29 protein-coding genes are annotated in these 25,344 nt (G+C 64.0%); 2 read left to right on the plus strand and 27 right to left on the minus strand.

Annotated features, from left to right (window positions below; genetic code table 11):
* Window positions 1–31: 31 nt before the first annotated feature.
* The 21 genes from acpS to ACFPQ5_RS13340 form a co-directional block, all read right to left on the minus strand.
* On the minus strand, window positions 32–430 hold the full coding sequence (gene acpS / locus ACFPQ5_RS13240) for a holo-ACP synthase (RefSeq protein WP_379756155.1): 399 nt from the start codon (window positions 428–430) through the stop codon (window positions 32–34).
* The gene (locus ACFPQ5_RS13245; RefSeq protein WP_379756158.1) at window positions 427–1,197 is read right to left on the minus strand and encodes a pyridoxine 5'-phosphate synthase; all 771 of its coding nucleotides are present in this window, start codon (window positions 1,195–1,197) and stop codon (window positions 427–429) included. The genes acpS and ACFPQ5_RS13245 overlap by 4 nt, the downstream gene beginning before the upstream one ends.
* 13 nt (window positions 1,198–1,210) lie before the next feature.
* Entirely contained in the window at window positions 1,211–2,014 is an 804-nt protein-coding gene (gene recO / locus ACFPQ5_RS13250; protein WP_379756161.1) for a DNA repair protein RecO, read from the minus strand.
* 24 nt (window positions 2,015–2,038) lie between these two features.
* Window positions 2,039–3,031 (minus strand): GTPase Era, encoded by a 993-nt coding sequence (gene era, locus ACFPQ5_RS13255; RefSeq protein ID WP_379756164.1) that lies wholly within the window; start codon window positions 3,029–3,031, stop codon window positions 2,039–2,041.
* A gap of 5 nt (window positions 3,032–3,036) precedes the next feature.
* Entirely contained in the window at window positions 3,037–3,837 is an 801-nt protein-coding gene (rnc, locus tag ACFPQ5_RS13260; RefSeq protein WP_379756167.1) for a ribonuclease III, read from the minus strand.
* 137 nt (window positions 3,838–3,974) lie between these two features.
* Entirely contained in the window at window positions 3,975–4,361 is a 387-nt protein-coding gene (locus tag ACFPQ5_RS13265) for a DUF4845 domain-containing protein (RefSeq protein ID WP_379756169.1), read from the minus strand.
* 27 nt (window positions 4,362–4,388) lie between these two features.
* The gene (gene lepB / locus ACFPQ5_RS13270) at window positions 4,389–5,306 is read right to left on the minus strand and encodes a signal peptidase I (protein ID WP_379756171.1); all 918 of its coding nucleotides are present in this window, start codon (window positions 5,304–5,306) and stop codon (window positions 4,389–4,391) included.
* Window positions 5,303–7,096, minus strand: a complete 1,794-nt coding sequence (gene lepA, locus ACFPQ5_RS13275) for a translation elongation factor 4 (protein WP_379756174.1) — start codon at window positions 7,094–7,096, stop codon at window positions 5,303–5,305. Before lepA ends, lepB begins: the two co-directional genes overlap by 4 nt.
* A gap of 331 nt (window positions 7,097–7,427) precedes the next feature.
* Entirely contained in the window at window positions 7,428–7,691 is a 264-nt protein-coding gene (locus ACFPQ5_RS13280; RefSeq protein WP_379756177.1) for a glutaredoxin family protein, read from the minus strand.
* On the minus strand, window positions 7,688–9,145 hold the full coding sequence (locus ACFPQ5_RS13285; RefSeq protein WP_379756180.1) for a DegQ family serine endoprotease: 1,458 nt from the start codon (window positions 9,143–9,145) through the stop codon (window positions 7,688–7,690). The genes ACFPQ5_RS13280 and ACFPQ5_RS13285 overlap by 4 nt, the downstream gene beginning before the upstream one ends.
* 170 nt (window positions 9,146–9,315) lie before the next feature.
* A complete protein-coding gene (locus ACFPQ5_RS13290; protein ID WP_379756183.1) occupies window positions 9,316–9,615 on the minus strand; it encodes a sigma-E factor negative regulatory protein in 300 nt (99 codons plus the stop codon).
* Window positions 9,616–9,717: 102 nt separating this feature from the next.
* The gene (gene rpoE / locus ACFPQ5_RS13295; RefSeq protein WP_379756186.1) at window positions 9,718–10,317 is read right to left on the minus strand and encodes an RNA polymerase sigma factor RpoE; all 600 of its coding nucleotides are present in this window, start codon (window positions 10,315–10,317) and stop codon (window positions 9,718–9,720) included.
* A gap of 78 nt (window positions 10,318–10,395) precedes the next feature.
* Window positions 10,396–10,872, minus strand: coding sequence for a protein YgfX (locus ACFPQ5_RS13300; RefSeq protein WP_379756189.1), 477 nt, complete (start codon window positions 10,870–10,872; stop codon window positions 10,396–10,398).
* Between the two features lie 219 nt (window positions 10,873–11,091).
* The gene (gene fabF / locus ACFPQ5_RS13305; RefSeq protein WP_379756192.1) at window positions 11,092–12,339 is read right to left on the minus strand and encodes a beta-ketoacyl-ACP synthase II; all 1,248 of its coding nucleotides are present in this window, start codon (window positions 12,337–12,339) and stop codon (window positions 11,092–11,094) included.
* Between the two features lie 25 nt (window positions 12,340–12,364).
* Window positions 12,365–12,604: an acyl carrier protein gene (gene acpP / locus ACFPQ5_RS13310; protein WP_020653257.1), complete on the minus strand. Its 240-nt coding sequence runs from the start codon at window positions 12,602–12,604 to the stop codon at window positions 12,365–12,367.
* A 181-nt stretch (window positions 12,605–12,785) separates the two neighbouring features.
* Window positions 12,786–13,523 carry a 3-oxoacyl-ACP reductase FabG gene (fabG, locus tag ACFPQ5_RS13315; RefSeq protein ID WP_379756195.1) on the minus strand — a complete coding sequence of 246 codons (738 nt, stop codon included), beginning with the start codon at window positions 13,521–13,523 and terminating at the stop codon, window positions 12,786–12,788.
* A gap of 31 nt (window positions 13,524–13,554) precedes the next feature.
* Complete coding sequence (gene fabD / locus ACFPQ5_RS13320) at window positions 13,555–14,493, minus strand: ACP S-malonyltransferase (RefSeq protein ID WP_379756197.1); 939 nt, start codon at window positions 14,491–14,493, stop codon at window positions 13,555–13,557.
* A 17-nt stretch (window positions 14,494–14,510) separates the two neighbouring features.
* Window positions 14,511–15,494: a beta-ketoacyl-ACP synthase III gene (locus tag ACFPQ5_RS13325; RefSeq protein ID WP_379756200.1), complete on the minus strand. Its 984-nt coding sequence runs from the start codon at window positions 15,492–15,494 to the stop codon at window positions 14,511–14,513.
* A gap of 28 nt (window positions 15,495–15,522) precedes the next feature.
* Window positions 15,523–16,548, minus strand: a complete 1,026-nt coding sequence (plsX, locus tag ACFPQ5_RS13330; protein WP_379756203.1) for a phosphate acyltransferase PlsX — start codon at window positions 16,546–16,548, stop codon at window positions 15,523–15,525.
* 188 nt (window positions 16,549–16,736) lie between these two features.
* Window positions 16,737–16,919 (minus strand): 50S ribosomal protein L32, encoded by a 183-nt coding sequence (rpmF, locus tag ACFPQ5_RS13335; RefSeq protein ID WP_028104096.1) that lies wholly within the window; start codon window positions 16,917–16,919, stop codon window positions 16,737–16,739.
* Window positions 16,920–17,084: 165 nt separating this feature from the next.
* On the minus strand, window positions 17,085–17,582 hold the full coding sequence (locus ACFPQ5_RS13340) for a YceD family protein (protein ID WP_379756206.1): 498 nt from the start codon (window positions 17,580–17,582) through the stop codon (window positions 17,085–17,087).
* 205 nt (window positions 17,583–17,787) lie between these two features.
* Here ACFPQ5_RS13340 and ACFPQ5_RS13345 point away from each other — a divergent pair, with 205 nt between their 5' ends.
* Complete coding sequence (locus tag ACFPQ5_RS13345) at window positions 17,788–18,390, plus strand: Maf-like protein (RefSeq protein ID WP_379756209.1); 603 nt, start codon at window positions 17,788–17,790, stop codon at window positions 18,388–18,390.
* Between the two features lie 10 nt (window positions 18,391–18,400).
* Window positions 18,401–19,150, plus strand: a complete 750-nt coding sequence (locus tag ACFPQ5_RS13350) for an SAM-dependent methyltransferase (RefSeq protein WP_379756211.1) — start codon at window positions 18,401–18,403, stop codon at window positions 19,148–19,150.
* Between the two features lie 346 nt (window positions 19,151–19,496).
* On the opposite strand, the gene ACFPQ5_RS13355 is transcribed toward ACFPQ5_RS13350, so the two are convergent.
* The 6 genes from ACFPQ5_RS13355 to ACFPQ5_RS13380 form a co-directional block, all read right to left on the minus strand.
* Complete coding sequence (locus ACFPQ5_RS13355; RefSeq protein WP_379756214.1) at window positions 19,497–20,768, minus strand: EAL and HDOD domain-containing protein; 1,272 nt, start codon at window positions 20,766–20,768, stop codon at window positions 19,497–19,499.
* Window positions 20,769–20,976: 208 nt separating this feature from the next.
* On the minus strand, window positions 20,977–22,287 hold the full coding sequence (locus tag ACFPQ5_RS13360) for a 23S rRNA (adenine(2030)-N(6))-methyltransferase RlmJ (RefSeq protein WP_379756217.1): 1,311 nt from the start codon (window positions 22,285–22,287) through the stop codon (window positions 20,977–20,979).
* Window positions 22,288–22,426: 139 nt separating this feature from the next.
* Complete coding sequence (locus tag ACFPQ5_RS13365) at window positions 22,427–23,128, minus strand: hypothetical protein (RefSeq protein WP_379756220.1); 702 nt, start codon at window positions 23,126–23,128, stop codon at window positions 22,427–22,429.
* Window positions 23,125–23,571, minus strand: a complete 447-nt coding sequence (locus ACFPQ5_RS13370) for a putative periplasmic lipoprotein (RefSeq protein ID WP_379756223.1) — start codon at window positions 23,569–23,571, stop codon at window positions 23,125–23,127. Before ACFPQ5_RS13370 ends, ACFPQ5_RS13365 begins: the two co-directional genes overlap by 4 nt.
* A 1-nt stretch (window position 23,572) precedes the next feature.
* Window positions 23,573–24,724, minus strand: a complete 1,152-nt coding sequence (locus tag ACFPQ5_RS13375; protein WP_379756226.1) for a COG3014 family protein — start codon at window positions 24,722–24,724, stop codon at window positions 23,573–23,575.
* Entirely contained in the window at window positions 24,705–25,337 is a 633-nt protein-coding gene (locus tag ACFPQ5_RS13380) for a penicillin-binding protein activator LpoB (protein ID WP_379756229.1), read from the minus strand. Before ACFPQ5_RS13380 ends, ACFPQ5_RS13375 begins: the two co-directional genes overlap by 20 nt.
* Window positions 25,338–25,344: the final 7 nt, after the last annotated feature.

Below are 25,344 nucleotides of genomic sequence, written 5' to 3' on the forward strand. Positions count from 1 at the left end.
GGTCACGGGTGATTTGCTTGCGTGTCGGTGTTTAAGATTGCGCGTCCTGTGTGACGATGACGAAGGCGACGCCATAGTCGGCCTCGTCGCTGATCGTCACCTGGGCGCTCAATCCATTCTTCTGCATAAATTCCTCGAGCGCCCCGCTGCAGACGATGACGGGCTTGCCGCTCGGGGCATTCAGCATTTGCGCCGAACGCCAGGTCATCGGCATGCGCATACCCAGGCCGATGGCTTTCGAAAACGCCTCCTTCGCCGAGAAGCGCGTGGCCAGGAAACGCAGGCCGCGCACTTCGCTGCGGGCGCGGCGTGCGCGGAACTTTTCCAGTTCCTGCGGGCCGAGGATTTTCTCGGCGAAGCGCTCGTTGCGCGCGAGTGCGGCCTCGACACGCGAGATCTGGACGATGTCGGTGCCGATGCCGTAGATCATTGTGCCCCCAGGCTGACGCCGAGGCGCGCGGCGACCATGATCGCCTTCATCTCGCGCACCGCATTCTCCCAGCCGGCGAACAGCGCATGCGCGACGATCGCATGGCCGATGTTCAGCTCGGCGATGTCGCGGATTGCGGCGACCGGCTGCACATTGGTGTAGTGCAGGCCGTGGCCGGCATTCACCACCAGGCCGTGCTTCACGCCGGCGGCGACGCCCACCTTGATGCGTTCCAGTTCGTGCAAGGCTTCCGCGCCTTCGGCCTCGGCATAGCGGCCCGTGTGCAGCTCGATCACGGTGGCGCCGGTCTGCTGGGCGGCGGCGATCTGCTGTTCGTCGGCATCGATGAAGAGCGACACGCGAATGCCCTCGCCTTTCAGCTGTTTCACGGCCGTCTCGACTTCCTTGAAGTAGCGGATTACGTCGAGGCCGCCTTCGGTCGTCACTTCCTCGCGCCGCTCGGGCACCAGGCAGACGTCCTGCGGGCGCACCTGGCAGGCGAAGTCGATCATTTCCTGGGTCACGGCCGCTTCCAGGTTCATGCGCGTGGCCAGCTGCGGGCGCATGGCGAGGACGTCGGCATCCTTGATGTGGCGGCGGTCTTCGCGCAGGTGCAGCGTGATCAGGTCGGCGCCGGCCTGCTCGGCCAGCAGCGCGGCGCGCAACGGGTCTGGGTAGACGGTGCCGCGCGCGTTGCGCACGGTGGCGATGTGGTCGATGTTGACGCCCAGGTCGATGACGGGGCCGACGGGTTGCAGGAAGCTCATAATGTTTGTGGTTTTATAACTGCATCAGGTCAATCAGGATCTGCCGGGTATTCAGCGGCGCGCCGCCCAGGTGGTGCGCCAGCAGGAAACGCATCAATTGCTTGCTCTGCGCCTGGGTGGCCGGATCGGCGTAGTCCTCGCGCTCCATGTCGAGCAGGGTCTTGCCGGACACCACGGGCCAGACATCGGACACGCGGGCTTCGCGCGCGCCGCGTTCGGGATCGACCACGTAATCCGTCGTCGCCTCGACCAGCGCGCGGCTGGTCGTCGAGCGGCTCAGGTCCGCGGCAACGCCCGTTTCCTTAAGTAAGGCCCGTTCGAACTTTCGCAAGGCAATTTGTGCCGGTTCGTCGTGGGCGAGTTCGTTGAGCGTCGAAATGTAGTGGTCGAACAAGGCGCGATGGGGGTCGTCGCGCGCCAGCAATTTCACCAGCAATTCGTTCAGATAAAAGCCGCACAGCAAGGCCGTGCGTTCGATGGGGAGCATGCCGCCTACCCATTCGGCGTCGATCAGGGTGCGCAGTTCGGATTTGCCGCTCCACGACACCGACAAGGGCTGGAAGGTTTGCAGCACCCCGCGCAGCTTCGACAGCGGCCGTTTCGCGCCCTTGGCCACGACGGCAATGCGCCCATGGTCGCGCGTAAACAGGTCGACGATGAGGCTGGTTTCCTTGTAGGGATAGCTGTGCAGGACGAAGGCGGGCTGGCCGGTCACCCGGGTTTCGCGGACGGGTACGCGGCTGCGGCGCGGCACCGGCGTGGCCGCCTGCGCCGCGTCAGGCGCCTCTTTCTCAGGAGTGGTATCGAGGCTCGTCATGCGTGGGCGCAGTCCTCCGGCCGCTTATTCGTAGCCGTAGGCGCGCAGGCCCGCTTCGTTGTCGGCCCAGCCGGATTTGACCTTGACCCAGATTTCCAGGTACACGGGGCCGCCGAACAGCTTTTCCATGTCCAGGCGCGACTGAGTCGAGATTTCCTTCAGGCGCGCTCCCTTGTTACCGATGATCATCGATTTATGGGTATCGCGCTCGACCAGGATGGCGGCGAAGACGCGGCGCAGATTGCCCTCCTGCAGGAACTGCTCGATCAGCACGGTGCTGGTATAGGGCAGCTCGTCGCCCAGCAGGCGGAACACTTTCTCGCGCACGATCTCGGCGGCGAGGAATTTCTCGCTGCGGTCGGTGATGTCGTCCGGCCCGAAGATCGGCGGATTTTCCGGCAGGTGGCTGCGGATCTCGCGCTCGAGGGCGTCGACCTGGAAGCGCAGCTTGGCCGACACCGGCACGATGGCCGTGAAGTCGCGCAGGGCAGCCACTTTCTGGGCGAAAGGCATCAGGGTCGCCTTGTCCTTCATGCGGTCCGACTTGTTGATCACCAGGATCACCGGGACGTTCTTCGGTAGCAGGTCGAGCACTTGCTGGTCGGCCGGGCCGAAGGTGCCGGCCTCGACGATGAAGAGCACGACGTCCGAGGCCGTCAGCGTGTTCGAGACCGTCTTGTTCAGGGTCTTGTTCAGCGCATTCGAGTGACGCGTCTGGAAGCCCGGCGTGTCGACGTAGATGAACTGGGCGTCGTCGTGCGTCTGGATGCCGGTGATGCGGTGGCGCGTGGTCTGCGCCTTGCGCGAGGTGATCGACACCTTGGCGCCGATCAGCACGTTCATCAGGGTCGACTTGCCCACGTTCGGACGGCCGACGATGGCGATGTAGCCGCAGCGGAAGCCCTGCGGGGTGGCGGCGGCCTCGCCGCGCTCGCGGAAGAAGGCGCCGATGTCGACCGCCGGCTTGTCGCTGGCCTGCTCTTCAGGCTGTTCGCCCGGGGTGTGTTCTGTGTTCATGCTCATTACGCTTGTTTAGTAGGGGCAACGACGTGCCCGTCGGCCGCCTCGTCGCCCTGGATGGTGGCGATGCCGGCCAGTTTCAGCTGGGCGGCGCGCGGCTTGGCCTTGCGGCCCGCGGCCGGGGTCTTGCGCAGCGCCTGCTCGGCCGTTTCCAGCGCCAGGCGCGCGGCGGCCTGTTCGCCGGCACGGCGGCTGCCGCCACGGCCGAAGACCTGGATATTGAGCTTGGGCACCAGGCATTCGATCTCGAATTCCTGGCTGTGGGCGGCGCCGTGGGTGGCGATCACGTTATAGGTAGGCAGGGAAATCTTGCGGCTCTGCAGGAATTCCTGCAGCAGGGTCTTGGCGTCCTTGCCCAGGGTGCGCGGATCGACCGTTTCCAGCAGCGGAATATAGAAGGCGCGGATCACGTTGCGCGCGGCATCGAAGCCGGCGTCGAGGAAGATCGCGCCCAGCAAGGCTTCCAGGGTATCGGCCAGGATCGAGGGACGGCGGAAACCGCCCGACTTGAGTTCGCCTTCGCCGAGGCGCAGGAATTGCGACAGCTCCAGCTTCTGGGCGATTTCGTAGAGCGATTGCTGCTTGACGAGGTTGGCGCGCAGGCGCGACAAGTCGCCCTCGTCGAGGTGGCTGAAGCGTTCGTAGAGGATCGAGGCGACGACGCAGTTCAGGATCGAGTCGCCCAGGAATTCCAGGCGTTCGTTATGCAGGCTGCTATGGCTGCGATGCGTCAGGGCCTGCTGCAGGAGGCCAGCATCCCGGAACGTATAACCCAAGCGCGTTTGCAATAACTGAAGATTCATTGTCGATGTATTGTAGTACGGCCGCGGCAAAGGCGGCGCTTCCTGCTCGGTTGGGCGGCGCCGGGCGGCGCGCGCCGTGCTGATGCCGGCCGCGAGACCGACGGGCGCGACCCGGCAGGCAGGATCCTCAGCTTGGATCAGTCCGCTTTAGCGGCGACCACGCCGCTCGGGTCGGTCGTGCCATCGTAATCGATGACGAGGGTGGCGCGTTCGGTCAGGGGAATGCGCTTTTCGTAGGCAAAACTGATTTCCGGATTTGCGCCGTCGCGGCTGATGACCAGGTCGCGCCCATGGATGGCTTCGACGTTATTGATCTCGGCAAACTTGTCGAAGGTCTGGCGCATCTCGGCCACGCTGCCCCCGGCCGCCTTGGCGCGCGTCATGCCGTCACGCACGGCGCGAAATTCCAGGTAGGACGGCACGATCTTGATCGCCAGCAGCGCAAACACGCCGAGGACCATCAGGACCAGGATCAGTCCGGTGAGCGAAATACCAGCTTGCTTGCGCGAGAAAACCTGCATCATGACTCCTTGCCGAGAACGGACACCGCCTTATTTGATCCCGCCGATGCGCTTCGGATCGCCGAAGTTCATCCAGACCAGGAAAGCCTTGCCGACGATATTCTTGTCGGGGACAAAACCCCAGTAACGGCTGTCCGCGCTGTTATCGCGGTTATCGCCCATCATGAAGTAGTTGCCTGCCGGTACGATACAGGTAAATTTATCATACGAATAGTCGCAGGCCTCGCGATGCGGGAAGTTCTCCACGCCGTCGAGGTTGAAGGAGCGCGCCGGGTCCGTGTTCAGGATGCGGTGCTCGGTGCCCGGCAGCTTTTCCACGAACTGCTTGTGGTAGATCGGCCGTTCGTCGTCCAGGTAGTCGTCCAGCGGGGTGTACTCCACCGGCACGCCGTTCACGGTCAGGCGCTTGTTCTCGTAGGTGATCTTGTCGCCTGGCACGCCGATGACGCGCTTGATGTAGTCCTGGCTCATGTCCTTCGGATACTTGAAGACCATGACGTCGCCGCGCTGCGGATCGTTGATCTCGATGATCTTCTTGTTCACGATCGGCAGGCGGATGCCATAGGTGTACTTGTTCACGAGGATCAGGTCGCCCACCAGCAGGGTCGGCACCATCGAGCTCGACGGGATCTTGAAGGGCTCCCACAGGAAGGAGCGCAGGAAGAAGACCAGCGCGATCACCGGGAAGAAACTGCCCGAGTACTCGACCCAGGTCGGCTGGCGCAGGTGGGCCGCCTCGAGGGCCGCCCGGTTGCCGTTGTTGTCGACCTTGATACCGTCGGCCGTCAGCTTGGCCGTACGGGCATCGTATTCGGCCAGCGCGGCGTCGGCGGCGGCGCGGCGCTGCTTGGCCAGTACGAACACGTCCAGGAACCAGACGGCTCCCGTGACGACCATGAGAACGAAGAGGATGAGCGCGAAATTTCCCAGGATCGGTTGCAGGTTCATTTATCTTCCACTTGAAGGATGGCGAGGAAGGCTTCCTGTGGAATCTCCACCGAACCAACCTGTTTCATGCGTTTTTTACCGGCTTTTTGTTTCTCAAGCAGTTTTTTCTTGCGGCTGACGTCACCGCCGTAGCACTTCGCCAGCACGTTCTTGCGCAGCGCCTTGACGTTTTCGCGCGAGATGATGGTGGCGCCAATGGCCGCCTGAATCGCCACGTCGAACATCTGGCGCGGGATCAGCTCGCGCATCTTGGCCGCCACCTGGCGCCCGCGGTACGGGGCGTTGGCGCGGTGCACGATGATGGCCAGTGCGTCGACCTTCTCGCTGTTGATCAGCATGTCGACTTTCACCACGTCGGCGGCGCGGTTTTCCTTGAACTCGTAGTCCATCGAGGCATAGCCGCGCGAGGTCGATTTCAGGCGGTCGAAGAAGTCGAGCACGATCTCCGCCATCGGGATTTCGTAGTGCAGTTTCACCTGGCGGCCGTGGTAGGCCATGTCCATCTGGATGCCGCGCTTGCCGTTACAGAGCGTCATCACCGAACCGACATATTCCTGCGGCATGTAGAGGTTGACGTCGACGATCGGTTCGCGCACTTCGTTGATCTTCGACGGCTCCGGCATCTTCGACGGGTTGTCGACGCGGATGATGGAACCGTCGCGCATCTCGACCTCGTACACCACGGTCGGCGCGGTGGTGATCAGGTCCATGTCGAATTCGCGCTCGAGGCGTTCCTGCACGATCTCCATGTGCAAGAGGCCCAGGAAGCCGCAGCGGAAGCCGAAGCCCAGCGCCTGCGACACTTCCGGCTCGTACATCAGGGCGGCGTCGTTCAATTTGAGCTTTTCCAGCGAGTCGCGCAGGGCGTCGTACTGGTTCGCCTCGACCGGGAACAGGCCGGCGAAGACCTGCGGCTGGACTTCCTTGAAGCCCGGCAGCGGCTCAGGCGCCGGCTTGGCGGCGTGCGTCACCGTGTCGCCCACTTTGGCAGCGGTCAGTTCCTTGATGCCGGCGATGATGAAGCCCACCTGGCCGGCTTTCAGTTCCGGCAGCGAGACCGAACGTGGGGTGAAGACGCCGATGTTCTCGACCAGGTTCACCGATTCGGTGGCCATCAGCAGGATCTTCTCTTTCGGGCGCAGGGTGCCGTTGACCACGCGCACCAGCATCACGACGCCGACGTAGGGGTCGTACCAGGAGTCGACGATCAGGGCCTGCAGCGGCGCGTCCGGGTCGCCCTTCGGCGGCGGGACTTTGGCGATCAGGGTTTCCAGCACGTCTTCCACGCCCAGGCCGGTCTTGGCCGAGCAGACGGTGGCGTCGGACGCGTCGATGCCGATCACGTCCTCGATTTCCTTCTTGGCGTTGTCCGGATCGGCGTGCGGCAGGTCGATCTTGTTCAGGATCGGCACCACTTCCACGCCCAGGTCCAGCGCGGTGTAGCAGTTGGCGACCGTCTGCGCTTCCACGCCCTGGCTGGCGTCGACGACCAGCAGTGCGCCTTCGCAGGCGGACAGCGAGCGCGAGACTTCATAGCTGAAGTCGACGTGGCCGGGGGTGTCGATCAGGTTCAGGTTATAGGTCTGGCCGTCGCGCGCCTTGTATTGCAGGGCCGCGGTCTGCGCCTTGATGGTAATGCCGCGCTCGCGCTCCAGGTCCATCGAGTCGAGCACCTGCGCGTCCATTTCGCGATCCGACAGGCCGCCGCACAGCTGGATGATGCGGTCTGCCAGGGTCGATTTGCCGTGGTCGATGTGGGCGATGATGGAGAAGTTACGTATGTTGTTCATTAACAAAGCTCAAAACCAAAAAGGGGCGAAACAGCGGGGCGCCATACGAAAAAGGCGCTTCGTGTGGGGCTGGTGGTCCCCAGGCGAGCGCCTATGTGTCATCTAAGCTCAACGTGTAAGCCGGAGTACCGGGGCCAACGCTTTTCCAAACCAGGCATTTTACCGGATTTCAGGGTAGAAAGCCCGGTTTCTGTAAGGAGGTAGGGGTGGGCGTGGCCAATGGCCGCGCCCACGGGTTCATCGGGCGCTCCGTGCCCACGCGGACGATGGCGTCATGTTGACGGCATTCGGAGGGATGTAGGGTGGGCGGGGGACCCGCCCACCCTACGTCCTATGCTGCTTTGGCGGGCTCTCGGTCGAGATAGCGCTGCACGGCCTCTGCATCGAGGAAGTAATGACACAGTTCTGGCTCGTCCAGCCGCCCGAACAGTACCGGCACCAGCTCGTCGAAACGCTCGACCAGCGCGGAATCGGCATCGACGTCGATCACATCGACCTCGAACGGCCGCCCCTCCGGCGCCAGCGCCTGCAAGGCGTTGAGCATGTCTTCGCAGAGATGGCAGTAACTGCGGGAGTACAGAGTAAAGCGCGTCATTTGACCGGCTTGATCACGAGATACTGCGTCACGTTCTCGCGCCGCACCAGTACCGCCACGCTCTTCTTCGGATCGAGCTTGCCGGCCAACCCGTTGAACTGGGCCGCATCCTTGATCTCGACATTGTTCATCTGCAGGATGATGTCTCCCGCGCGTACGCCGGCGGTGGCCGCCCTGCCCTCGGAGGAATCGACCACGACCCCGCCTTCCAGGCGAAGGCTGCGGCGCTGTTCGGCGCTCAGGTTGGAGACGTGCAGGCCGAGCGCGTTCGGCGCCGCGCCCGGCGTCGGCTTGTTCGGCGTCGGCTTGGCGGCTTCCGCCTTTTCGTCTTCCAGCGCGACGATGGTGACCGGCACCTCGAGCTGCTGGCCGCGGCGCCAGACGGTGACGCTGGCGCGGGCGCCGACCTTGCTGGCGCCGACCAGGCGCGGCAGGTCGCGCGTCGTCTCGATCGGCGCGCCGTTGAATTTCAGGATGATGTCGCCGACCTTGATCCCGCCCTTCTCGGCCGGACCGCCCGCTTCCACCATCGACACTTCGGCGCCGCGCGCCTTGCCCAGGCCCAGCGACTCGGCGACGTCGCGCGTGACTTCGCTGATCTGCACGCCCAGGCGCCCACGCGTCACGCGTCCGGTCTTCTTGAGCTGGTCGGCCACGCGCATGACCTCGTCGATCGGCACGGCGAACGAGATGCCGTTGTAGGCGCCGGAGAGCGTGGCGATCTGCGAGTTGATGCCGATGACTTCGCCGCGCATGTTGATCAACGGGCCGCCCGAGTTGCCGGGATTGACGGCGACGTCGCTCTGGATCAGCGGCAGGTACTCGCCGGTATCGCGCGACTTGGCCGAGATGATGCCGGCCGTCACCGTGTTGTCGAGGTTGAAGGGCGAGCCGATCGCGATCACCCATTCGCCGACCCGGATCTTGCTCGAGTCGCCGGTGCGCAGGTAAGGCAGATTCGTTGCGCTGACCTTCAGCAGGGCGACGTCGGAGCGGCGGTCCGAGCCCAGCACCTTGGCCTTGAATTCGCGGCGGTCGGTCAGCGTGACGGTCACTTCGTCGGCGCCTTCGACCACGTGGGCATTGGTCAGCACATAGCCGTCGTCGGAGATGATGAAGCCGGAGCCGACGCCGCGCTGCACTTCCTGCTCCTCCTGCTGCGGCTGCGGCGAGCGGCGGCGCGGGATCGGCTGGCCGAAGAAGCGGCGCAGGAATTCCTGCATTTCTTCCTCTCCCGGTCCGCCCTGCCCCATGCGCACGCGTTCGGTGGTGCGGATGTTGACGACGGCGGGTCCGGCCTTGTCGATCAGGTCGGAAAAGTCCGGCAAGCCCGTCACCACCGGCGTCGGGACCGGCGCAGCGGCGGCTGCGGCGGCGGTGGCGGGAACGGACAGGCCGGCGCACGTCAACATCAGGGCCGACACGAGGACGCTGGCAATGTGTTTGCTTGTCATGGGAGTCAGGAGTGAGGACGGAAATTGACGTTATGGTAAGCCAAAAACCGCCGTCTTGTCGCGCATGCGGCTGAGGGCGTGCGCGCTGCCGGCCGGGACGAGATCCGGCGGCCGGCTGGCCCTACGCAGGGCGTCGCGGCGGCACCAGGACGGGCCGCCAGGAGAGAGAATCAGGACGAGAGGGTCGGCGCCGCCGGGGCCGCCATCTTGACGGTCTCGAGCTCGGCCGTGGGGCGGCGCGGATGCATCGGTTCGCTTGCCAGGCGCGCGCTCAGGCGCGCCGCAAAGCCGGGAGAGAGGTCGGCAGACTCTCCCGTGCGCAGCACATCGCCGATCAGGTGGTACACTTCCCACGCTGATTGCCCGTCGGCCGTGCCGAGGGCTGCGCAGGCGAGCTCATGATCGTCTTTTGGCAACGCGTCGTCGCACAAGGCGGAGATACGTTCGCGGTTTTTTTTGTTGGTGTCCATCGATGGTTCCAGTAGCCAGGTAATCCAAATAATCCCAGGTTGGGTTGCCCGGCCAGCCCTTTGGAAAAGCCGACCCGGGTTCAGTTAATGCGATAACGCCAGCTACCGACGTTTATCCGGAAAATCGAGCAAAGGCTTCAATTTTTCGGCAATGACCTCTCGTGCGCGAAAAATCCTGCTGCGCACCGTCCCGATCGGACAGGCCATCACTTCGGAGATTTCCTCGTAGCTCAAACCCTCGATTTCACGCAGGACAATCGCCGTCCGCAATTCCAGCGGCAAGGCTTCCATTGCCGCATTGACCGTGTAAGCGATCTGCTTGCTCGCTAACACCGATTCCGGTGTATTAATATCGCGCAAGCTGTCTGCATCGTCAAACCCTTCAGCACGTTCCGTATCTGCTTCGGTTGAGGTCGGTGCGCGCCTGCCTTGTGTGACGAGATAATTCTTTGCCGTGTTGATTCCGATTCGATACAGCCAGGTATAAAACGCGGACTCGCCGCGGAAATGGCGCAGGGCGCGAAACGCCTTGATGAACGTTTCCTGCACCACGTCCTCGGCTTCCGCCGGATCGTGCACGAGGCGCGACACCAGACGCATCAGTCTGCGCTGATATTTTGCCACCAGCAAGTCGAACGCCTGCCTGTCACCGGCCTGGACGCGTTCGACCAGCAGTTGATCACCCTCGCGTTCTGTTGTCACTGACCGTGTCCCAAGACTGCGCCGGCCGGAAGGATCGCATCTCCCTCCAAGCTTAAGAGTTGGCCGGCTGCAATAAGTTCAAAGTATTTCGTTCGTCGTTGCCGCGTGTTCAGTGCGCCGGCACAGGGTGCCGATCGCCACGCGCAGCGCCCGGTATTCAGCGGGCGCCAGGCTGTCGCGCAGAACCGGCACGATGCGGGTCGCGCCCTTCTCGTCGGCCAGGTGCAGCAGAAGCAGCGCCGGCCAGACCAGGGTTGCGGGCAACAGCGTGACCACGAATCCCTTGGAGGCCAGCGGATCGGCTTCCATCTCCTGTTGTACCGTCAGGCGGATGCTGCCGGTTCCAGATACATCAATCTGGTGCGTCTTAGTCGCACCCGCCCATCCGTGCAGCAAGAAGAGCGCTGCAAGGAGGAAAAAGGCCGCGCAAAAAGACGCGCCGGCGACGCGCTGCAGCAACACCAGGCCGACCGTCAGCGCGGCGCACAACTGCACCAGCGCGAACAGCAGCAGGCCCGCGCGCAAACGGCGCGACGGCGCGACACGTGCGGACACGGCAAGGGACATCGGATGAGGGGAAAGTGAAACGGAACGCCTGCCGCGCGCGGGGTGCGGCAGGGTCAGGCGCCCGATCCTTTAGACAGGACCGGGCGCGGCAGGTTCAAACCGAACGCGTGATAAAGCCCCCATGGCTTCGTTGCATCGTCTCGCCGTACAGCGTACTGCCTTCGACGATGCGCCTTGCCCTGGGGGCTTTCTCACGCGTTCTAAAGATCAGACTTTTGCGAAGACCAGGGTACCGTTGGTACCGCCGAAGCCGAACGAGTTCTTCACGGCGTAGTCGATCTGCATGTCGCGGGCGGTGTTCGCCACGAAGTCGAGATCGCAGGCCGGATCCTGGTTGAACAGGTTGATCGTCGGCGGCGAGACCTGGTTGTGGATCGCCAGCACCGTGAACACGGACTCGAGGCCGCCGGCGCCGCCCAGCAGGTGGCCGGTCATCGACTTGGTCGAGTTGACCACCAGCTTGTGCGCGTGGTCGCCGAAGGTGCGCTTGATGCCCTGCACTTCAGCCAGGTCGCCCAGCGGCGTCGAGGTACCGTGTGCGTTGACGTAGTGCACCTGGTCCGCATTGATCCCGGCATTGCTCATGGCCGACACCATGCAACGGCTCGCGCCGCTGCCGTCTTCCATCGGCGCCGTGATGTGGTTGGCGTCCGCGCTCATGCCAAAGCCCAGCAGCTCGGCGTAGATCTTCGCGCCGCGCGCCTTGGCGTGCTCGTACTCTTCCAGCACCATGACGCCGGCGCCCTCGCCCAGCACGAAGCCGTCGCGGTCGGCGTCCCATGGACGCGAAGCCGTCGCCGGATCCTCGTTGCGCGAGGACAGTGCGCGTGCCGAGGCGAAACCGCCCAGGCCCAGCGGCGAGATGGTCGACTCGGCGCCGCCGGCGATCATCACGTCGGCGTCGCCGTATTCGATCAGGCGGCCGGCCGCGCCGATGCAGTGCAGGCCGGTGGTGCAGGCCGTGACGATGGCCAGGTTCGGACCGCGCAACCCGAATTTGATCGAGAGGTCGCCCGAGATCATGTTGATGATCGATGCAGGCACGAAGAACGGCGAAATGCGGCGCGGGCCGCGCTTGTCGTACTCGTCCTTCTGCTCTTCGATGCGCGGCAAGCCGCCGATGCCGGAACCGACGATCACGCCGATGCGATCGGCATTCTCTTCGGTGACTTCAATGCCCGAATCCTGCAGGGCTTCGATACCCGCTGCCATGCCGAAATGGATAAAGGTATCCATGTTGCGGGCTTCCTTGGCGGGGATGTAATCCTCGATATTGAAGCCTTTGACCTCGCCGGCGAAGCGGGTCGAAAACGGCGTTGCATCGAACCTGGTGATGTTGGCAATGCCCGACTTGCCGGCCAGCGCTGCGCTCCACGCATCGGCGATATTGTTGCCGATGGGGGAAACGCAGCCCAGGCCGGTAATGACAACGCGGCGGTTGCGTGAACGGCTCAAGCGATTCTCCCGAAAACTAAACTACTTAGGCCTTGACGTGCGCGGTTGCGTAGTCGATGGCTTGCTTGACGGTGGTGATCTTCTCAGCCTGCTCGTCAGGGATTTCCATTTCGAACTCGTCTTCCAGGGCCATCACCAGTTCGACGGTGTCCAGGGAGTCAGCGCCGAGGTCGTCAACGAACGAGGACTCGATTTTGATGTCGGCTTCTGCAACACCCAGTTGCTCAGCGACGATTTTTTTAACGCGTTGTTCGATATCCGACATGTTATGGCTCCATTAGGTATGTGTTGCGGAAAGTGCGCGCATTTTATCAGGTTTGCGCGCTGAAAAACTATTTTCGGCGTCTGACGCTAATTCGGCCGAAACTCCTGCTAAAAGATGAGATTCTGCCGCGATGTAAATAAGGCGTATTTGAATCGTACGCCCCGTGGCGGCAGGTTTTCACTCAATTCATGTACATGCCGCCATTTACATGCAGCGTGGTGCCGGTGACGTAAGCAGCGGTCGGACCGGCCAGGAAAGCCACCGCATGGGCGATGTCTTCCGGCTGGCCCAGGCGGCCCAGCGGAATCTGCGTGAGCAAGGCTTCGTGCTGGCCTTCGCCCAGGCCTTTGGTCATGTCGGTATCGATGAAGCCAGGGGCGACGCAGTTGACGGTGATGTTGCGGCTGCCGATTTCGCGCGCCAGTGCGCGCGTCATGCCGGCCACGCCGGCCTTGGCGGCGGCGTAGTTCATCTGGCCCGGGTTGCCGGAGGAACCGACGACGGAAGTGATGTTGATGATGCGGCCGTGCTTGGCCTTCATCATGCCGCGCAGCACGGCGCGCGAGAGGCGGCCGACGGCGGTAAGGTTCGTCGCGATCACGCTGTCCCACTCCTCATCCTTCATGCGCATGGCCAGGTTGTCCTGGGTGATGCCGGCATTGTTGACGAGGATGGCGATGTTGCCGACGTTCTTTTGCACGGCATCGATGACGGCGCTGCAGTTTTCGGCGTCGGTCACGTTCAGGACCATGCCCTGACCACCGAATTCGGCCAGGTAGGCGGTAATCGCTTGCGCGCCGGATTCGCTGGTAGCGGTGCCGACGACTTTCGCGCCCTGGCGGGCCAGCTCGAGGGCGATGGCCTTGCCGATGCCGCGTGAGGCACCGGTGACGAGGGCGACTTGGTTCTCCAGATTCATTCTCTTCCTTTTCTTGATTCTAGGTTGGCGCTCAAGCGCCTTTGATGCTTGCCAGCACGCGCTCGAGCGCGGCCTGGTCGGTCAGCGCCTCACCCACCAGCACTGGATCGATGCGCTTGGCCATGCCGATCAGGGTCTTGCTCGGTGCGCATTCGATGACCTGGGTCACACCTTCGGCAGCCATCTTCTGCATCGTCTCGACCCAGCGCACGGCGCCGGCCGCCTGGCGCACCAGGGCATCCTTGATCGCTTCCGGTTCATTCAGGATAGCCACATCGACGTTGTTGATCAAATCGATGCGTGGCGCGTGGAAGGTGATGCCGGCCATGTACTCGCGCAGGCGGTCCGAAGCGGGCTTCAGGAGCGAGGAGTGGAACGGCGCCGAGACGGCCAGCTTCATGGCGCGCTTGGCGCCCTTGGCCTTGGCGATCTCGCAGGCGCGATCGATCGCGGCGGCGTGGCCGGCGATCACGATCTGGGTCGGCTCGTTGAAGTTGACGGCCTCGACCACTTCGCCCTGGGCAGCCTCGGCACACACTGCGCGCACGTCGTCCGCCTGCAGGCCCAGCACGACGGCCATGCCGCCCCGCCCGACCGGCACCGCTTCCTGCATCGATTGCGCACGGAAACGCACCAGCGGCACCGCATCCTTGAAATCGATCACGCCGGCAGCGACCAGGGCCGAGTATTCGCCCAGGCTGTGGCCGGCCACCAGCGATGGCACCGGGCCGCCGGCTGCGATCCAGGCGCGGTAGACGGCGACCGCCGCGGTCAGCATGACCGGCTGGGTGTTGGTGGTGAGATCCAGGTCTTCCTTCGGGCCTTCGGCGATCAGCTTGCCGATGTCCATGCCGAGGGCATCGGAGGCCTCTTGCACGGTTTGCTCGACCACGGCATTGCCGGCGAAGCCGTTCAGCATGCCGACCGCTTGCGCGCCCTGGCCGGTGAACAGGAATGCGAATTTGCTCATCTTGTTATTCCTTGTGATTACATGCGGGCCAGGACGGCGCCCCAGGTGAAGCCGCCGCCCACACCTTCCATCAGGATATTGTCGCCTGCTTTGATGCGACCGTCGCGCACGGCAAGATCCAGCGCCAGCGGAATCGAGGCGGCCGAGGTGTTGCCGTGCTCGTCCACGGTGACCACCATGCGCTCGATCGGCAGGCCGAGTTTCTTGGCCGTGCTCTTCATGATGCGGATATTGGCCTGGTGCGGGATCAGCCAGTCGACGTTTGATGCCGGCATTTGCGCCGCGTCCAGCACTTCGGTGGCGACCTCTTCCAGCACGGTGACGGCCAGCTTGAAGACGGCCTGGCCGTCCATGTGCAGGAAACCGCCGCTGGCCGGGCTGCCGGCCGGGTTCGGCGGAATCGAGAGGATGTCGGAGTGCGTACCGTCGGCGTGCAGCTTGGCGGCCAGGATGCCCGGCTCGTTCGACGCGCTCATGACCACGGCGCCGGCGCCGTCGCCGAACAGCACGCAGGTGGTGCGGTCTTCGAAATTCAGGATGCGCGAGAACACTTCCGCGCCGATCACCAGCACCGTCTTGTGCATGCCCGACTTGATGAAGGCGTCGGCGGTCGCGACCGCGTAGACGAAGCCGCTGCAGACGGCCTGCACGTCGAAGGCGGCGCTATGGTTGGTCATGCCGAGTTTACGCTGGACGACGCAGGCGGTACTCGGGAAGCTGCCCTGAAAATCCGGCGTCGAGCTGGCAACGATCACCATGTCGATGTCCGTTGCGGTCTTGCCCGCAGCTTCCAGCGCCCGCCTGGCCGCCTCGACGGCGAGATCCGAGGACATCTGGTCGGCGGCCGAATAGTAGCGCGCGGAAATGCCGCTGCGCGAGCTGATCCATTCGTCCGAGGTCTCGATCCCCTTCGTGGCGAGCTCGGCCGCCAGTTCGTCGTTGCTGACCCTGCGCGCCGGCAGGTAGCTGCCGGTGCCGATGATTTTGCTGTAGACAGTCATTGCATCTCCAACCGTTTTCCGTCGTCTATCAAACCTGGCGCTGGGCGTCAGGCGTGTCTGGCATCAACTCGGCGATCATCGTCGAGAGCTGCTCTTGTACATTATATTTTGCCGCATCGAAAGCGCGTTTGATTGCCCATTCGAAAGCGTACGCATTTGCACCGCCGTGGCTCTTGAAGACCAGGCCCTTCAGGCCGAGCAGGCTGGCGCCATTGTAGCGCTCCGGATTGAGCTTCTTCAGCGAACTCTTGGCCAGCACCGCGCCCATCATCGACAGCACGTTCTGCTTGAACACGGATTTTACGAAACGCGACAAGCCTTCAACGGCTTTCAGCGTCACATTGCCGACAAAGCCGTCGCAGACGACGATATCGGTGGTCCCCTTGAAGATGTCGTTGCCTTCGACGTTGCCGTAGAAATTCAGCAGGCCGCGCTCGTGGTCGGCGCGCAGCAGCGTCGCCGTTTCCTTCACGACGTCATTGCCCTTGATCTCTTCGGTGCCGACGTTCAAGAGGCCGATGGTCGGCTTCTTGATGCCCTCCATGGCCGAGACCAGCACCGAACCCATGATCGCGAACTGGTGCAGGTGGTGCGGGGTGCAGTCGACGTTGGCGCCGAGGTCGAGCATGTAGGTCGGGCCGTTCTTCTGGTTCGGCAGGATCGAGCAGATCGCCGGGCGGTCGACGCCGGCCATGGTCTTGAGGATGTAGCGCGAGACGGCCATCAGGGCGCCGGTATTGCCGGCGGACACGCAGACGTTGGCCGCGCCTTCCTTGACCAGCTCGATGGCGACGCGCATCGAGGAATCCTTCTTGCGGCGCAGCGCGACTTCGACCGGATCGTCCATGGCCACCACTTCGGAGGCGTGCTTGACGGACAGGCGCGGGTTGGATTCGGCGCCATGCTTCCTGAGTTCGGCGCGCAGCGTCTCCTCCAGGCCGACGAGGATCAGTTCGGCTTCCGGTTGTTGCTTGAGGAAGGACAAGGCTGCAGGAATGGTAACGGAAGGACCATGGTCTCCGCCCATGCAGTCGATGGATATTTTAATTGTCATCTGTGGGGGTAGGACCGCGACTCACACGAGGTGGGCGGCAAGATGCATGCGCTCGAAAGCGCGATGCCGGTTCGGACGAGCAACCGAGGTGGTGCGCAAGATTCGGCGACCGGGCACAAAGAAAAAGCGGCGCCACGCACTCAACATACGTTGCACCGCTTTCATGGTACAGAAAAGCAAGACGGCGATTACTCGTCGTTCTTGGTCTTCAGGACTTTGCGACCACGGTAGAAGCCGTTCGGGCTGATGTGGTGACGCAGGTGGGTTTCACCGGTGGTCGGCTCGACTGCCAGGTTAGGGGCAACCAGGAAATCGTGCGAACGGTGCATACCGCGCTTCGATGGGGACTTCTTATTCTGCTGAACTGCCATGATGACTCCTAATACTAAAGTTCTAAAATTCTAACACAATCGATTTGCAAAAACATGCACATCGAGTATCCCACCGGCAACCTCTCGATTACCGGAATATTTAATAACGCTGCCCTGACATACTCGACTGTGCGCGCGTTTGACTACAACTGCTTTACTACTAACTTATTCGGATTTCAGGTTCTTCAAGCCGGCAAACGGCGATACCTTTTCAGACTTCAGGCCGTCCAGCAGCGTGGTGTCTGGACAAACCTCGTGCTTCGGCGCCTGCGGCAGGGCCAGCAGGGCTTCATCCTCGAGCAGCTCGCGGATGTCGGCAGTGTGGCTGCCGACGATCACGTCGATGCTTTCGTCGTCGAGGATTTCCTCGATCTGGTCCGCTTCTTCGTCGTCGCGACCCAATACCAGCTGGGTCGACGAATCGATGCGGTAATCAAACGGGGTCAGGCAACGCTGGCACACCAGCTGGACCGGACCGGCCACCGACAAGGTCATGGTCGGATAGCCTTGCGGCGTCGTGCCGCCCTGGATAGCCCAGGTAATTTCGCCGCTGGCATTGGCCAGGTCGGCGGCAAGACGGGTCATTTCCGTGACCGGGGTCACCCCTTCGCGATAGCCATTGTTACGGCAGAACTCAAAGGCGTCGATGACAAAAGCGCTCATTGCAGAAAACGTCCCCGGAAAACCTGCGATAATAACAGGGTTATCCTCGTGCAGTCAAAGACTTGCGCGTTTTTTTGGCTTCCGGCGCCGCCATCTGTTGTGGCAGGCCACGGCTGGCGCACTGTCCCGAGCCGATCTATCAGCTTTGCTTGCCGGGATGGCTCATCTATCTGCTTATCTTATAAATACACGCTAAAGCGCGCCCATGATACCAAGTTCTTCCACGCCGCGCCTGATCCTGGCTTCGAGTTCCGCCTACCGCCGCGAATTGCTGGGACGTCTGCACCTGCCTTTCGAGGCGATTGCCCCGCATATCGACGAGACGCCCCTCCCGGGCGAAGCACCGGAAGCCACTGCCCTGCGCCTGGCGCAGGCCAAGGCCGAGGCGATCGCCCTGCAGCATCCGGGGGCGCTCGTGATCGGTTCGGACCAGGTCGCCACGCTGGACGGCGAGCAGATCGGCAAGCCGGGCGACCACGCGCGGGCGCTGGCGCAGCTGCAGAAAATGCGCGGCCGCGAAGTCGTGTTTCATACGGCCCTGTGCCTGTGGGACGGGCGTGACGGCAGCGCGCAGGTGGAAAACGTCCAGGTCTTCGTGCGCTTCCGCGACCTGCCCGACGCCGAGTTCGACGCCTACCTGCGCATCGAGCAGCCCTACGATTGCGCCGGCAGCGCCAAGAACGAGGGGCTGGGCATTGCCCTGCTCGAACGCATCGATTCCTCCGATCCGACCGCCCTTACCGGCCTGCCCCTGATCGCCCTGACCGGCATGCTGCGCCGCGCCGGCGTCAGCTTCTTCGGTATTTAACTGTTTACTTATGCCTGGCACCCTTTTCCTGATTCCAAATACCCTTGGTCCTACCGACGCCGCTCCCGGCGCCCTCAACCACGTCCTGCCCGGCCAGGTGCAGGCGATCACTTCGCAGCTGAGCTATTTCGTTGCCGAAAATGCGAAGACCGCGCGTGCGTTTTTGAAGCTGGTCGCGATCGATCATCCACTGGCGAAGGCGCTGCAGGAGATCCGCATCGCCGAATTGAATGTGAATACGCCGCCCGCCGCCCTCGCGCAACTGCTGGAACCGCTGCTGGCGGGAGAGGATGCCGGCCTGGTGTCGGAAGCCGGGGTGCCGGCCGTGGCCGATCCGGGCGCGGACCTGGTGCGCCTGGCGCATCAGCATGGGGTGACGGTGCGGCCGCTGGTCGGGCCCTCCTCCCTGCTGCTGGCCGTGATGGCAAGCGGGCTGAACGGGCAGAGTTTTGCCTTCAACGGCTACCTGCCGACCGATGCGGCGGCGCGTACCAAGCGCATCCGCGAGCTGGAAGCGCGTTCGCGGTCGGAGAAGCAGACGCAGTTGCTGATCGAGACGCCTTATCGGAATGGGCAGATGCTGGAAGCAATCGTGGCGTCTTGCCAGCCGGGCACGCTGGTGTGCGTGGCGACGGACCTGTCGCTGGCGACGGAATCGGTGCGCACCCTGACGGCGGCGAAGTGGAAAGCGCAGCTGGCCGGCGGCCAAATGCCCGACTTCCACAAGAAGCCGACCGTGTTCCTGTTTCTAGGCCAATAATGTAGGGTGGACTCCTGAGTCCACGCGTCTGCAATGCATGATCAGCCTGGCGCAGGTCTGGACGCCGTGAAAACGCGTGGAGTCAAGACTCCACCCTACCTTACTCCGGCCGTAGGGTGGTCGGCTATACCCGACCTTGTGATTATCACGCGGCCATGACGCCGCCCACGCGTTCAACGGACGCGTGAACCGACGCGATGGATCACAGGTTCGTTGAACGCGTGGGCGGCGCATTAGCCGCGTTTATTCATCGTTCAAGGCAGAGCCGACCACCCTACAGCCCGTAGGGGTCATTGAAGCCAGTGGCTTCAATGACGGGTTCACCGGGCGCCCCGTTCCCACCGTATTACGCCCCGTCGTGCACCAGCTCGCTGACCCAATCGAACGCCGCCAGCTCGATCTCGCGCACCTGCTTCGAGGTCAGCCCCAGCTTGCGCAAGGCAGCCGTAAACTGCCGCCCCGTATCCGCCTTTTCCAGCCGTTCGACCACGTCCAGCATCGCGCCCAGATCTCCGCTGCGTTCGAGCAGCGCGGCGCGCACGTCGTCGGCCAGTTCGACGTTGTCGAGGATATCGGCCATCGGCATCGAGAACAGCGCGTCGGCCAGCGACATGATGCCGACCGTGAAGGCGCGCTCGGCGCCGCTCACGTCCAGCGGATACACTTCCAGCGACATCAGCTCGAGCAGCTTGCCGCGCGTGGTGGCCAGTTGCAGCAGCGGCGAAGCGAGTTCGACCTGGCTGCCGGGCGCCGCGAACATCAATATCTGCAGCCAGCGCCGCAATTGCTTGCGCCCCAGCTGCACCAGGGCTTCCGAGATCGATTCGATGCGCCGCTCCGGCCCGGCGGCGCGGCTGTTCACCAGGCGCAGCAGGTTCAAGCTGATCAGCGGATCGCGCTTGACCGCGGTTTCGATGGCGGCGTCGTCGGCGTCGGAATTGATCAGTTCGAGCAGGTGGAGGACCACCATCTCGGACGGCGTGATCTTGCGCCCGCTGAGGATCACGGGGCGCGCAAAATAATAGCCCTGGAAGTATTCGAAGCCCAGCTCCAGGCAGAGCCGGAATTCCTGCTGGGTCTCCACCTTTTCCGCCAGCAGTTTCTTGTCGGCCTTGCGGAGCGAGGCGGCCAGGTGCGCCAGCGCCTCGGGCGCTACGCCCTGCAGGTCGATCTTCACCACGTCCACCAGACCGAGCAATTGATCGACCTCTTCGCTGTGGTGGATGACGTCGTCCAGCGCGAACTTGAAGCCGAGTTCCTTCAGCTCGGCGATCCGGGCCAGCAACGGCTCGGTCGGCTTGACGGTTTCGAGGATTTCGAGGATAACCTTATTCGGCGGCAGGAAACGCACGTAGTCGCTCATCAGGACAACCTCGTCCACATTGACGAATGCGAGCTTGTTGCCGACGACCTGTTCCAGCCCCAGCTGCGACGCATGGGCGATGACCGCCGCGGTGGCCGACGCGCCGTCGGTCAGGCGTGCGTCGTCGTGCTCGGCGGCTGCGCGAAACAGCAGCTCGTAAGCAACAAGATGCTCGCCACGGCCCAGAATGGGCTGGCGCGCCAGGAAAAATTCGTCGACCGGTATCGTCGATACCGGCCTTGCTGCGGCATGCATGTCAACTCCTGAAAAACCCCGCGGCGCCACGGGCGCGGCAAGGCATGCGCATCGGTGCGCACCCTGAGATGACTATACACCATCGCAGGAATCTTTACATTTTTACATCGAAACGGACGCGCTCCAGCGTTGCGTAAATGCCCCGGCTTGCACGGGTGCAGCGCGTCGGATGGACGGGCAAGCGGGACCGGGCGGCCCCGCCTGCGGATCAGCCGCGCTTGCGCGCCGGCCGTGCCGGACCGGTGCCGGCGACAGGACGGCCCGAGGCAGGCCGTGCACTTGCCGCGCGTTCCGGACGGGCGCCCGGCACGCGCGGACGCTCGTCCGCATAGCGCGCACGCGGCGCCTTGCCGGCATCCGGACTACGTGTAGGATCGAAACGCTCGTCCGGACGCTCGGTCTCGGGACGCGAAAAACGCTTGGCACGCGCCGCGGCGTTCACCTTCGCAGCGCCCGGCTTGGCAACCGGGCCGCCATCCGGACGAGCCGCATCCTTGGCGCCGGCATCGCGCGTCGGCATGGCCTGGCCCGGCAGGCGTAGGCTGCCCGTGCCCGACAGCGGGCTGGCGCGGCGCGCGTTGCCGACCGGCTGGCGCGCCGTGCCGCTTGCACCGACACGGGCGGCGGCGGCGCCCGTCACCTGGGTGCCGCGCTCGATCAGGAAGCTCGCGCCGGCATCCTTGCCCAGCACTTTCACGAGATACGGCATGACTTCGCGCAGCAAGGGTTCGAGCGTGTACGGGGGATTGAGGATGAACATGCCGCTGCTGTGCAAACCGAAACCGTCCGGGCCCGGCGTCGAGACGGTCAAGGTCACGTGCAGCCATTCCTTGGCCGGCAGGCGCTTCAGGCGATCCGCGAACTGGCGCGACTCCATGCGCTGCAGCACCGGATACCAGACGGCGAACATGCCGCTCGGGAAGCGGCCGAGCGCCTCTTCCAGCGCATCCTTGACTTTGCGGTAGTCGTCCTTGACCTCGTAGGGCGGGTCGATCAGCACCAGCGCGCGGCGCGAGGGCGGCGGCAGCAGCGCCTTCATGCTCATGAAGCCGTCGCCGCGCTCGATCATCACGCGCCGGCCGCGCGAACGCTCGCCCTGCTCCGCCTTGTGCGCTTCCGCCTTGCGGAAATTGTCTGCCAGGATCTTGCTGTCGGCCGGGTGCAGCTCGAACAGGCGCAGGCGGTCTTCCGGACGCGTCATCTGGTCGGCCACCCAGGGCGAGCCCGGGTAGTAGCGCATCTTGCCGCTCGGGTTCATGCCCTTCACCAGGTCGACGTACTCGGCCAGCGCCGGCGGCAGGTCGGTGCGGCCCCACAGCGGGCCGATGCCGGTATCGAACTCGGCATTTTTCGTCGCAAAATTGCTGTCGAGCGCATACACGCCGGCCCCCGAGTGGGTGTCGATATAGGTATAGGCCGTGTCCTTCTGGTTCATGTACTGGTGCAATTGCACCTGGACGAAATGCTTGAGGACGTCGGCATGGTTACCCGCGTGAAAGGCGTGGCGGTAGCTCAACATAATCTGGGAATCCTAAATAGAAAGCGCCGGCAGGAACCGGCGCAAAAGACGCGGTTCCGGAAAGAGTCAAGCCGGCAAAGATGCCGCCATTATCTCCCAGAACCGCCGGGCCGCCCAAATCGGCGGCCGCGTAAGTGAATCAGCCTGCGTTCGACTGCAGCAGGCGCGTCACCAGCGAGCGGCTGGCGCGGTCCATGTCGGCGCGCGCAGCGATGCCCTCGATCGGCAGATTGACGCTGGAAACCAGGGCGCCGCTGCCGATGTCCTTCAGCGTGCCGACCAGTTCCCACTTGCCGTTCAGGCTCAGCAGCTCGACTTCGAACACGAAGCGGGCCGCGCCCTTGAAGGACTTGTACTCGATATCGCCCTTCGCACCCGTGCTGGAAAGCTTGCGCTGCAGGACCGCGCTGTCGAGCACGTTCATCTGCTGGCGCTTCATCTCCTGCTGCAGCGACTGCTGGAACAGGGAGACGAATTGCGAAGCCGGGGCTTCGTTGGCGACGTTGCGCTCGAGGCCGACGGTCACGTTACGGCTCGATTCCTTGCCGTCGACCTGGCGCGTGTCCTCGATATGCAGGCGGGTAGCGCCGCGCCAGCCCGGCGGCAGCTGCTCGAGCTTGCGCTCGAAGTACAGCACCACGCCGGGACGGCGCTGGGCCGCGTACCACTTGCGCAGGCTGCCGGCATCGCTAGGCGCGGCCATCACGCCGGTGTCCGAGGGATCCGAGACGCCAGGCTGGGCGGCTGGTGCGGCACCGATCTGGCGCGGCGCTTCCAGGTGCTGGCTCGACGCGACGGCCGAAACCGCCATCAGGGCGGCGAACAGGCTGCGCTTGATCACCGCGCCTCCCGCACTTCGACGTAGTAGTGGGCGACGTTGCCCGTGCCCATCGAGCTTTCCTGGTAGTGGCCGACGCCGTTCGGACCCAGGTGCAGGCGGGTCCAGCCGGACGGCTTCTCGGTCGGGCCGAAGCCGCTGTCGAAGTAGCTGGTGCGCAGCTCCAGGGTCTGGTTGAAGTCGGTGCGGTTGCGCACGGCGACGGTCACCTTCAGGGTGCCGGTCGAGGTGCGGCTGGCGCCCTGGCCTTCGATGGCGATCTTGCCGGTCTTCGCGTTCTGCAGGACCTTGTCGAGGATGACGACCTGGTCGTACATGATGCGCGCGGTCGGCGAATTCGCGTCTTCCACGCGCACGCCCATTTGCGCGCCTTCCTGCGACACGGTCTGGCATGCGCCCAGCAGCGTCACGCAGCCGAGGGCGATGAGGGTTTTCGTAAAGTTCATATCAATTCCTGGTTTTGATCCAGACGAGCACGTTGCCGCGCTTGTCGATCCATTTGTGTACCTGCACGTTGTCGACGCTCACCGGCTGGCCGGCCTCGTCGAACAGCGCCACGTTGACCGACGAGGGCAAGCCCTTGTGCGGCAATGCGGCCACATGCACGGTCTCGGGCAGGTTGGCCCAGTAGCGCACGTCCGCGCGCGGCTTGACGTTGACCGCCACCAGCGACGCGATCGCGCCCACGGCCGCGACGGCGCCCAGCGCATTGCCGTGGCCGCCACCGGCCGCCGCGTTCCACACGCTCAGCTCCGAGGCGATCGAACCGGCCGCTTCGCCGATGCCGCCGGCCACGTTCTGGAACGCGACCTTGCCTTCGATCAGGCGGTCGACCGGACGGCCGCCGCGGGTCGAGGCCTGGAAGAACAGGTCCTCGGCCTGGGCGAGCGCCACCGGCTTGCCGTCGATCTCGAGCTTGAGCATGCGTTCCGGCATGCGCTTGGCCTTGCGGTAGACGATCTCGTGGTTGCCGATGCCGTCGCCGACCTTGCGCGGGCTGCCGCCCAGTTCGGCGATGACGAGCATGTTGGCGTCCTTCGCAGGCGCGACGAAACCGGGACGCAGCTTGGCCACTTCCTTGTAGGCGTCTTCGGCCTGGCCCTTGTCGCCGTTGAGCTGGTTGCTCCAGCCCTCGAGCAGCATCAGCGAAGCGAAATCGCTGCGGAACTGCTGCTCCTCGGCGAAGGCGTCCTGCAGGATGCCGCCGCGGAAGGACGCGCGCGCGTTCTCGTAGTCGCCGCCCGAGAGATACAGCAGGCCGCGGTACCAGAAGGCCATGGCGCGCTCGTAGGGTTCGCCCTTGTAGTCCTTGGCGCCCTCCTCGTACCACAGCGAACGCGCCTTGGCGGCGCCTTCGGTGTTGGCGAACATGCCTTCGATGCTGGACAGCGCCGTGTCGAACAGCTCGCTCGACTCGGCCGTGCGGTTTTCCGCCAGCGCCGCCACGCCGGCCTGCAGCGTGTACAGGGTGGCGTCCTTGGCCGGCGCAGCGCGGAGTTTGGCAGCTTCGCTGGCGTAGTCGGCGTGCGCCGGCAAGGCGGCCAGGCCCAGCGCCAGCAGCGCCGAGCCCGTCAATCGCTTAGCGATACAGGACGTCATCCTGCGCTTCCTTCTTGAATTCGAACAGGCCGCTCCAGGCGATCGTTTCGTATTCGAGGTCGATCAGCTCGAAGCTGATCTGGTGGTAGCGCGACAGCGTGCCGCTCTGGGCCGAGTTGGCGTCGAGCGAGGTGATGCGGCCGCCCAGGCGGAAGTCGGCGCCGGCCTTGGCCTTGGTCGCGCGGATCGTGCCCTTGTCGGTCTCGCCGTTGCGCTTGGCGTCGCGTTCCTTCGAAACCATGTCGCCGTAGTGGCGGGCGACGAAGACCAGGCGGCCCTGCGCTGCGCGGTTCAGCTCGATGCGCAGGCGGTCGGTGATCAGGTTCTTGTTGATGCGCGAGGAGCTGTCGTTGGCGAAGTACTCGGAATCGATGATGATGCGCGGCGGCGTGGCGCGGCCGGCGATCTGCGGCGTGGCCAGGATGTCGCGGATCATGCGGTCGGTCATCGAGACCACGTCCTGCGACTCGACGCCGACGCCGGCGACGCGCTGCGAGGTGGTCGAGACGTCCTGGTAGACGACGCGGCGGCCGGCCGAGTTGTCCAGGTTCGGCGTGGCGCAACCGGCCAGCACCAGCGCAGCCAGTGCGCCTGCAAACAGTTTGATGGTCATGTGGCGC

Origin of the sequence: Massilia suwonensis, from assembly GCF_042655665.1 — a bacterium.
GTDB classification, from domain to species: Bacteria; Pseudomonadota; Gammaproteobacteria; order Burkholderiales; family Burkholderiaceae_D; genus Telluria; species Telluria suwonensis.

Bases quoted from the DNA above. Each gene is read 5' to 3' on its own strand.
- ACFPQ5_RS13380 (WP_379756229.1), bottom strand. From the start codon at position 25,337: ATGACCATCAAACTGTTTGCAGGCGCACTGGCTGCGCTGGTGCTGGCC.
- ACFPQ5_RS13340 (WP_379756206.1), bottom strand. From the start codon at position 17,582: ATGAGCGCTTTTGTCATCGACGCCTTTGAGTTCTGCCGTAACAATGGC.
- ACFPQ5_RS13285 (WP_379756180.1), bottom strand. From the start codon at position 9,145: ATGACAAGCAAACACATTGCCAGCGTCCTCGTGTCGGCCCTGATGTTG.
- lepB (WP_379756171.1), bottom strand. From the start codon at position 5,306: ATGAACCTGCAACCGATCCTGGGAAATTTCGCGCTCATCCTCTTCGTT.
- rpmF (WP_028104096.1), bottom strand. From the start codon at position 16,919: ATGGCAGTTCAGCAGAATAAGAAGTCCCCATCGAAGCGCGGTATGCAC.
- lepA (WP_379756174.1), bottom strand. From the start codon at position 7,096: ATGAACAACATACGTAACTTCTCCATCATCGCCCACATCGACCACGGC.
- fabG (WP_379756195.1), bottom strand. From the start codon at position 13,523: ATGAATCTGGAGAACCAAGTCGCCCTCGTCACCGGTGCCTCACGCGGC.
- ACFPQ5_RS13375 (WP_379756226.1), bottom strand. From the start codon at position 24,724: ATGACGTCCTGTATCGCTAAGCGATTGACGGGCTCGGCGCTGCTGGCG.
- ACFPQ5_RS13360 (WP_379756217.1), bottom strand. From the start codon at position 22,287: ATGTTGAGCTACCGCCACGCCTTTCACGCGGGTAACCATGCCGACGTC.
- ACFPQ5_RS13280 (WP_379756177.1), bottom strand. From the start codon at position 7,691: ATGACGCGCTTTACTCTGTACTCCCGCAGTTACTGCCATCTCTGCGAA.
- ACFPQ5_RS13345 (WP_379756209.1), top strand. From the start codon at position 17,788: ATGATACCAAGTTCTTCCACGCCGCGCCTGATCCTGGCTTCGAGTTCC.
- ACFPQ5_RS13265 (WP_379756169.1), bottom strand. From the start codon at position 4,361: ATGATGCAGGTTTTCTCGCGCAAGCAAGCTGGTATTTCGCTCACCGGA.
- plsX (WP_379756203.1), bottom strand. From the start codon at position 16,548: ATGACAATTAAAATATCCATCGACTGCATGGGCGGAGACCATGGTCCT.
- ACFPQ5_RS13355 (WP_379756214.1), bottom strand. From the start codon at position 20,768: ATGCATGCCGCAGCAAGGCCGGTATCGACGATACCGGTCGACGAATTT.
- rnc (WP_379756167.1), bottom strand. From the start codon at position 3,837: ATGAATCTTCAGTTATTGCAAACGCGCTTGGGTTATACGTTCCGGGAT.
- ACFPQ5_RS13350 (WP_379756211.1), top strand. From the start codon at position 18,401: ATGCCTGGCACCCTTTTCCTGATTCCAAATACCCTTGGTCCTACCGAC.
- acpP (WP_020653257.1), bottom strand. From the start codon at position 12,604: ATGTCGGATATCGAACAACGCGTTAAAAAAATCGTCGCTGAGCAACTG.
- era (WP_379756164.1), bottom strand. From the start codon at position 3,031: ATGAACACAGAACACACCCCGGGCGAACAGCCTGAAGAGCAGGCCAGC.
- recO (WP_379756161.1), bottom strand. From the start codon at position 2,014: ATGACGAGCCTCGATACCACTCCTGAGAAAGAGGCGCCTGACGCGGCG.
- ACFPQ5_RS13325 (WP_379756200.1), bottom strand. From the start codon at position 15,494: ATGACTGTCTACAGCAAAATCATCGGCACCGGCAGCTACCTGCCGGCG.
- ACFPQ5_RS13245 (WP_379756158.1), bottom strand. From the start codon at position 1,197: ATGAGCTTCCTGCAACCCGTCGGCCCCGTCATCGACCTGGGCGTCAAC.
- fabD (WP_379756197.1), bottom strand. From the start codon at position 14,493: ATGAGCAAATTCGCATTCCTGTTCACCGGCCAGGGCGCGCAAGCGGTC.
- ACFPQ5_RS13370 (WP_379756223.1), bottom strand. From the start codon at position 23,571: ATGAACTTTACGAAAACCCTCATCGCCCTCGGCTGCGTGACGCTGCTG.
- acpS (WP_379756155.1), bottom strand. From the start codon at position 430: ATGATCTACGGCATCGGCACCGACATCGTCCAGATCTCGCGTGTCGAG.
- ACFPQ5_RS13290 (WP_379756183.1), bottom strand. From the start codon at position 9,615: ATGGACACCAACAAAAAAAACCGCGAACGTATCTCCGCCTTGTGCGAC.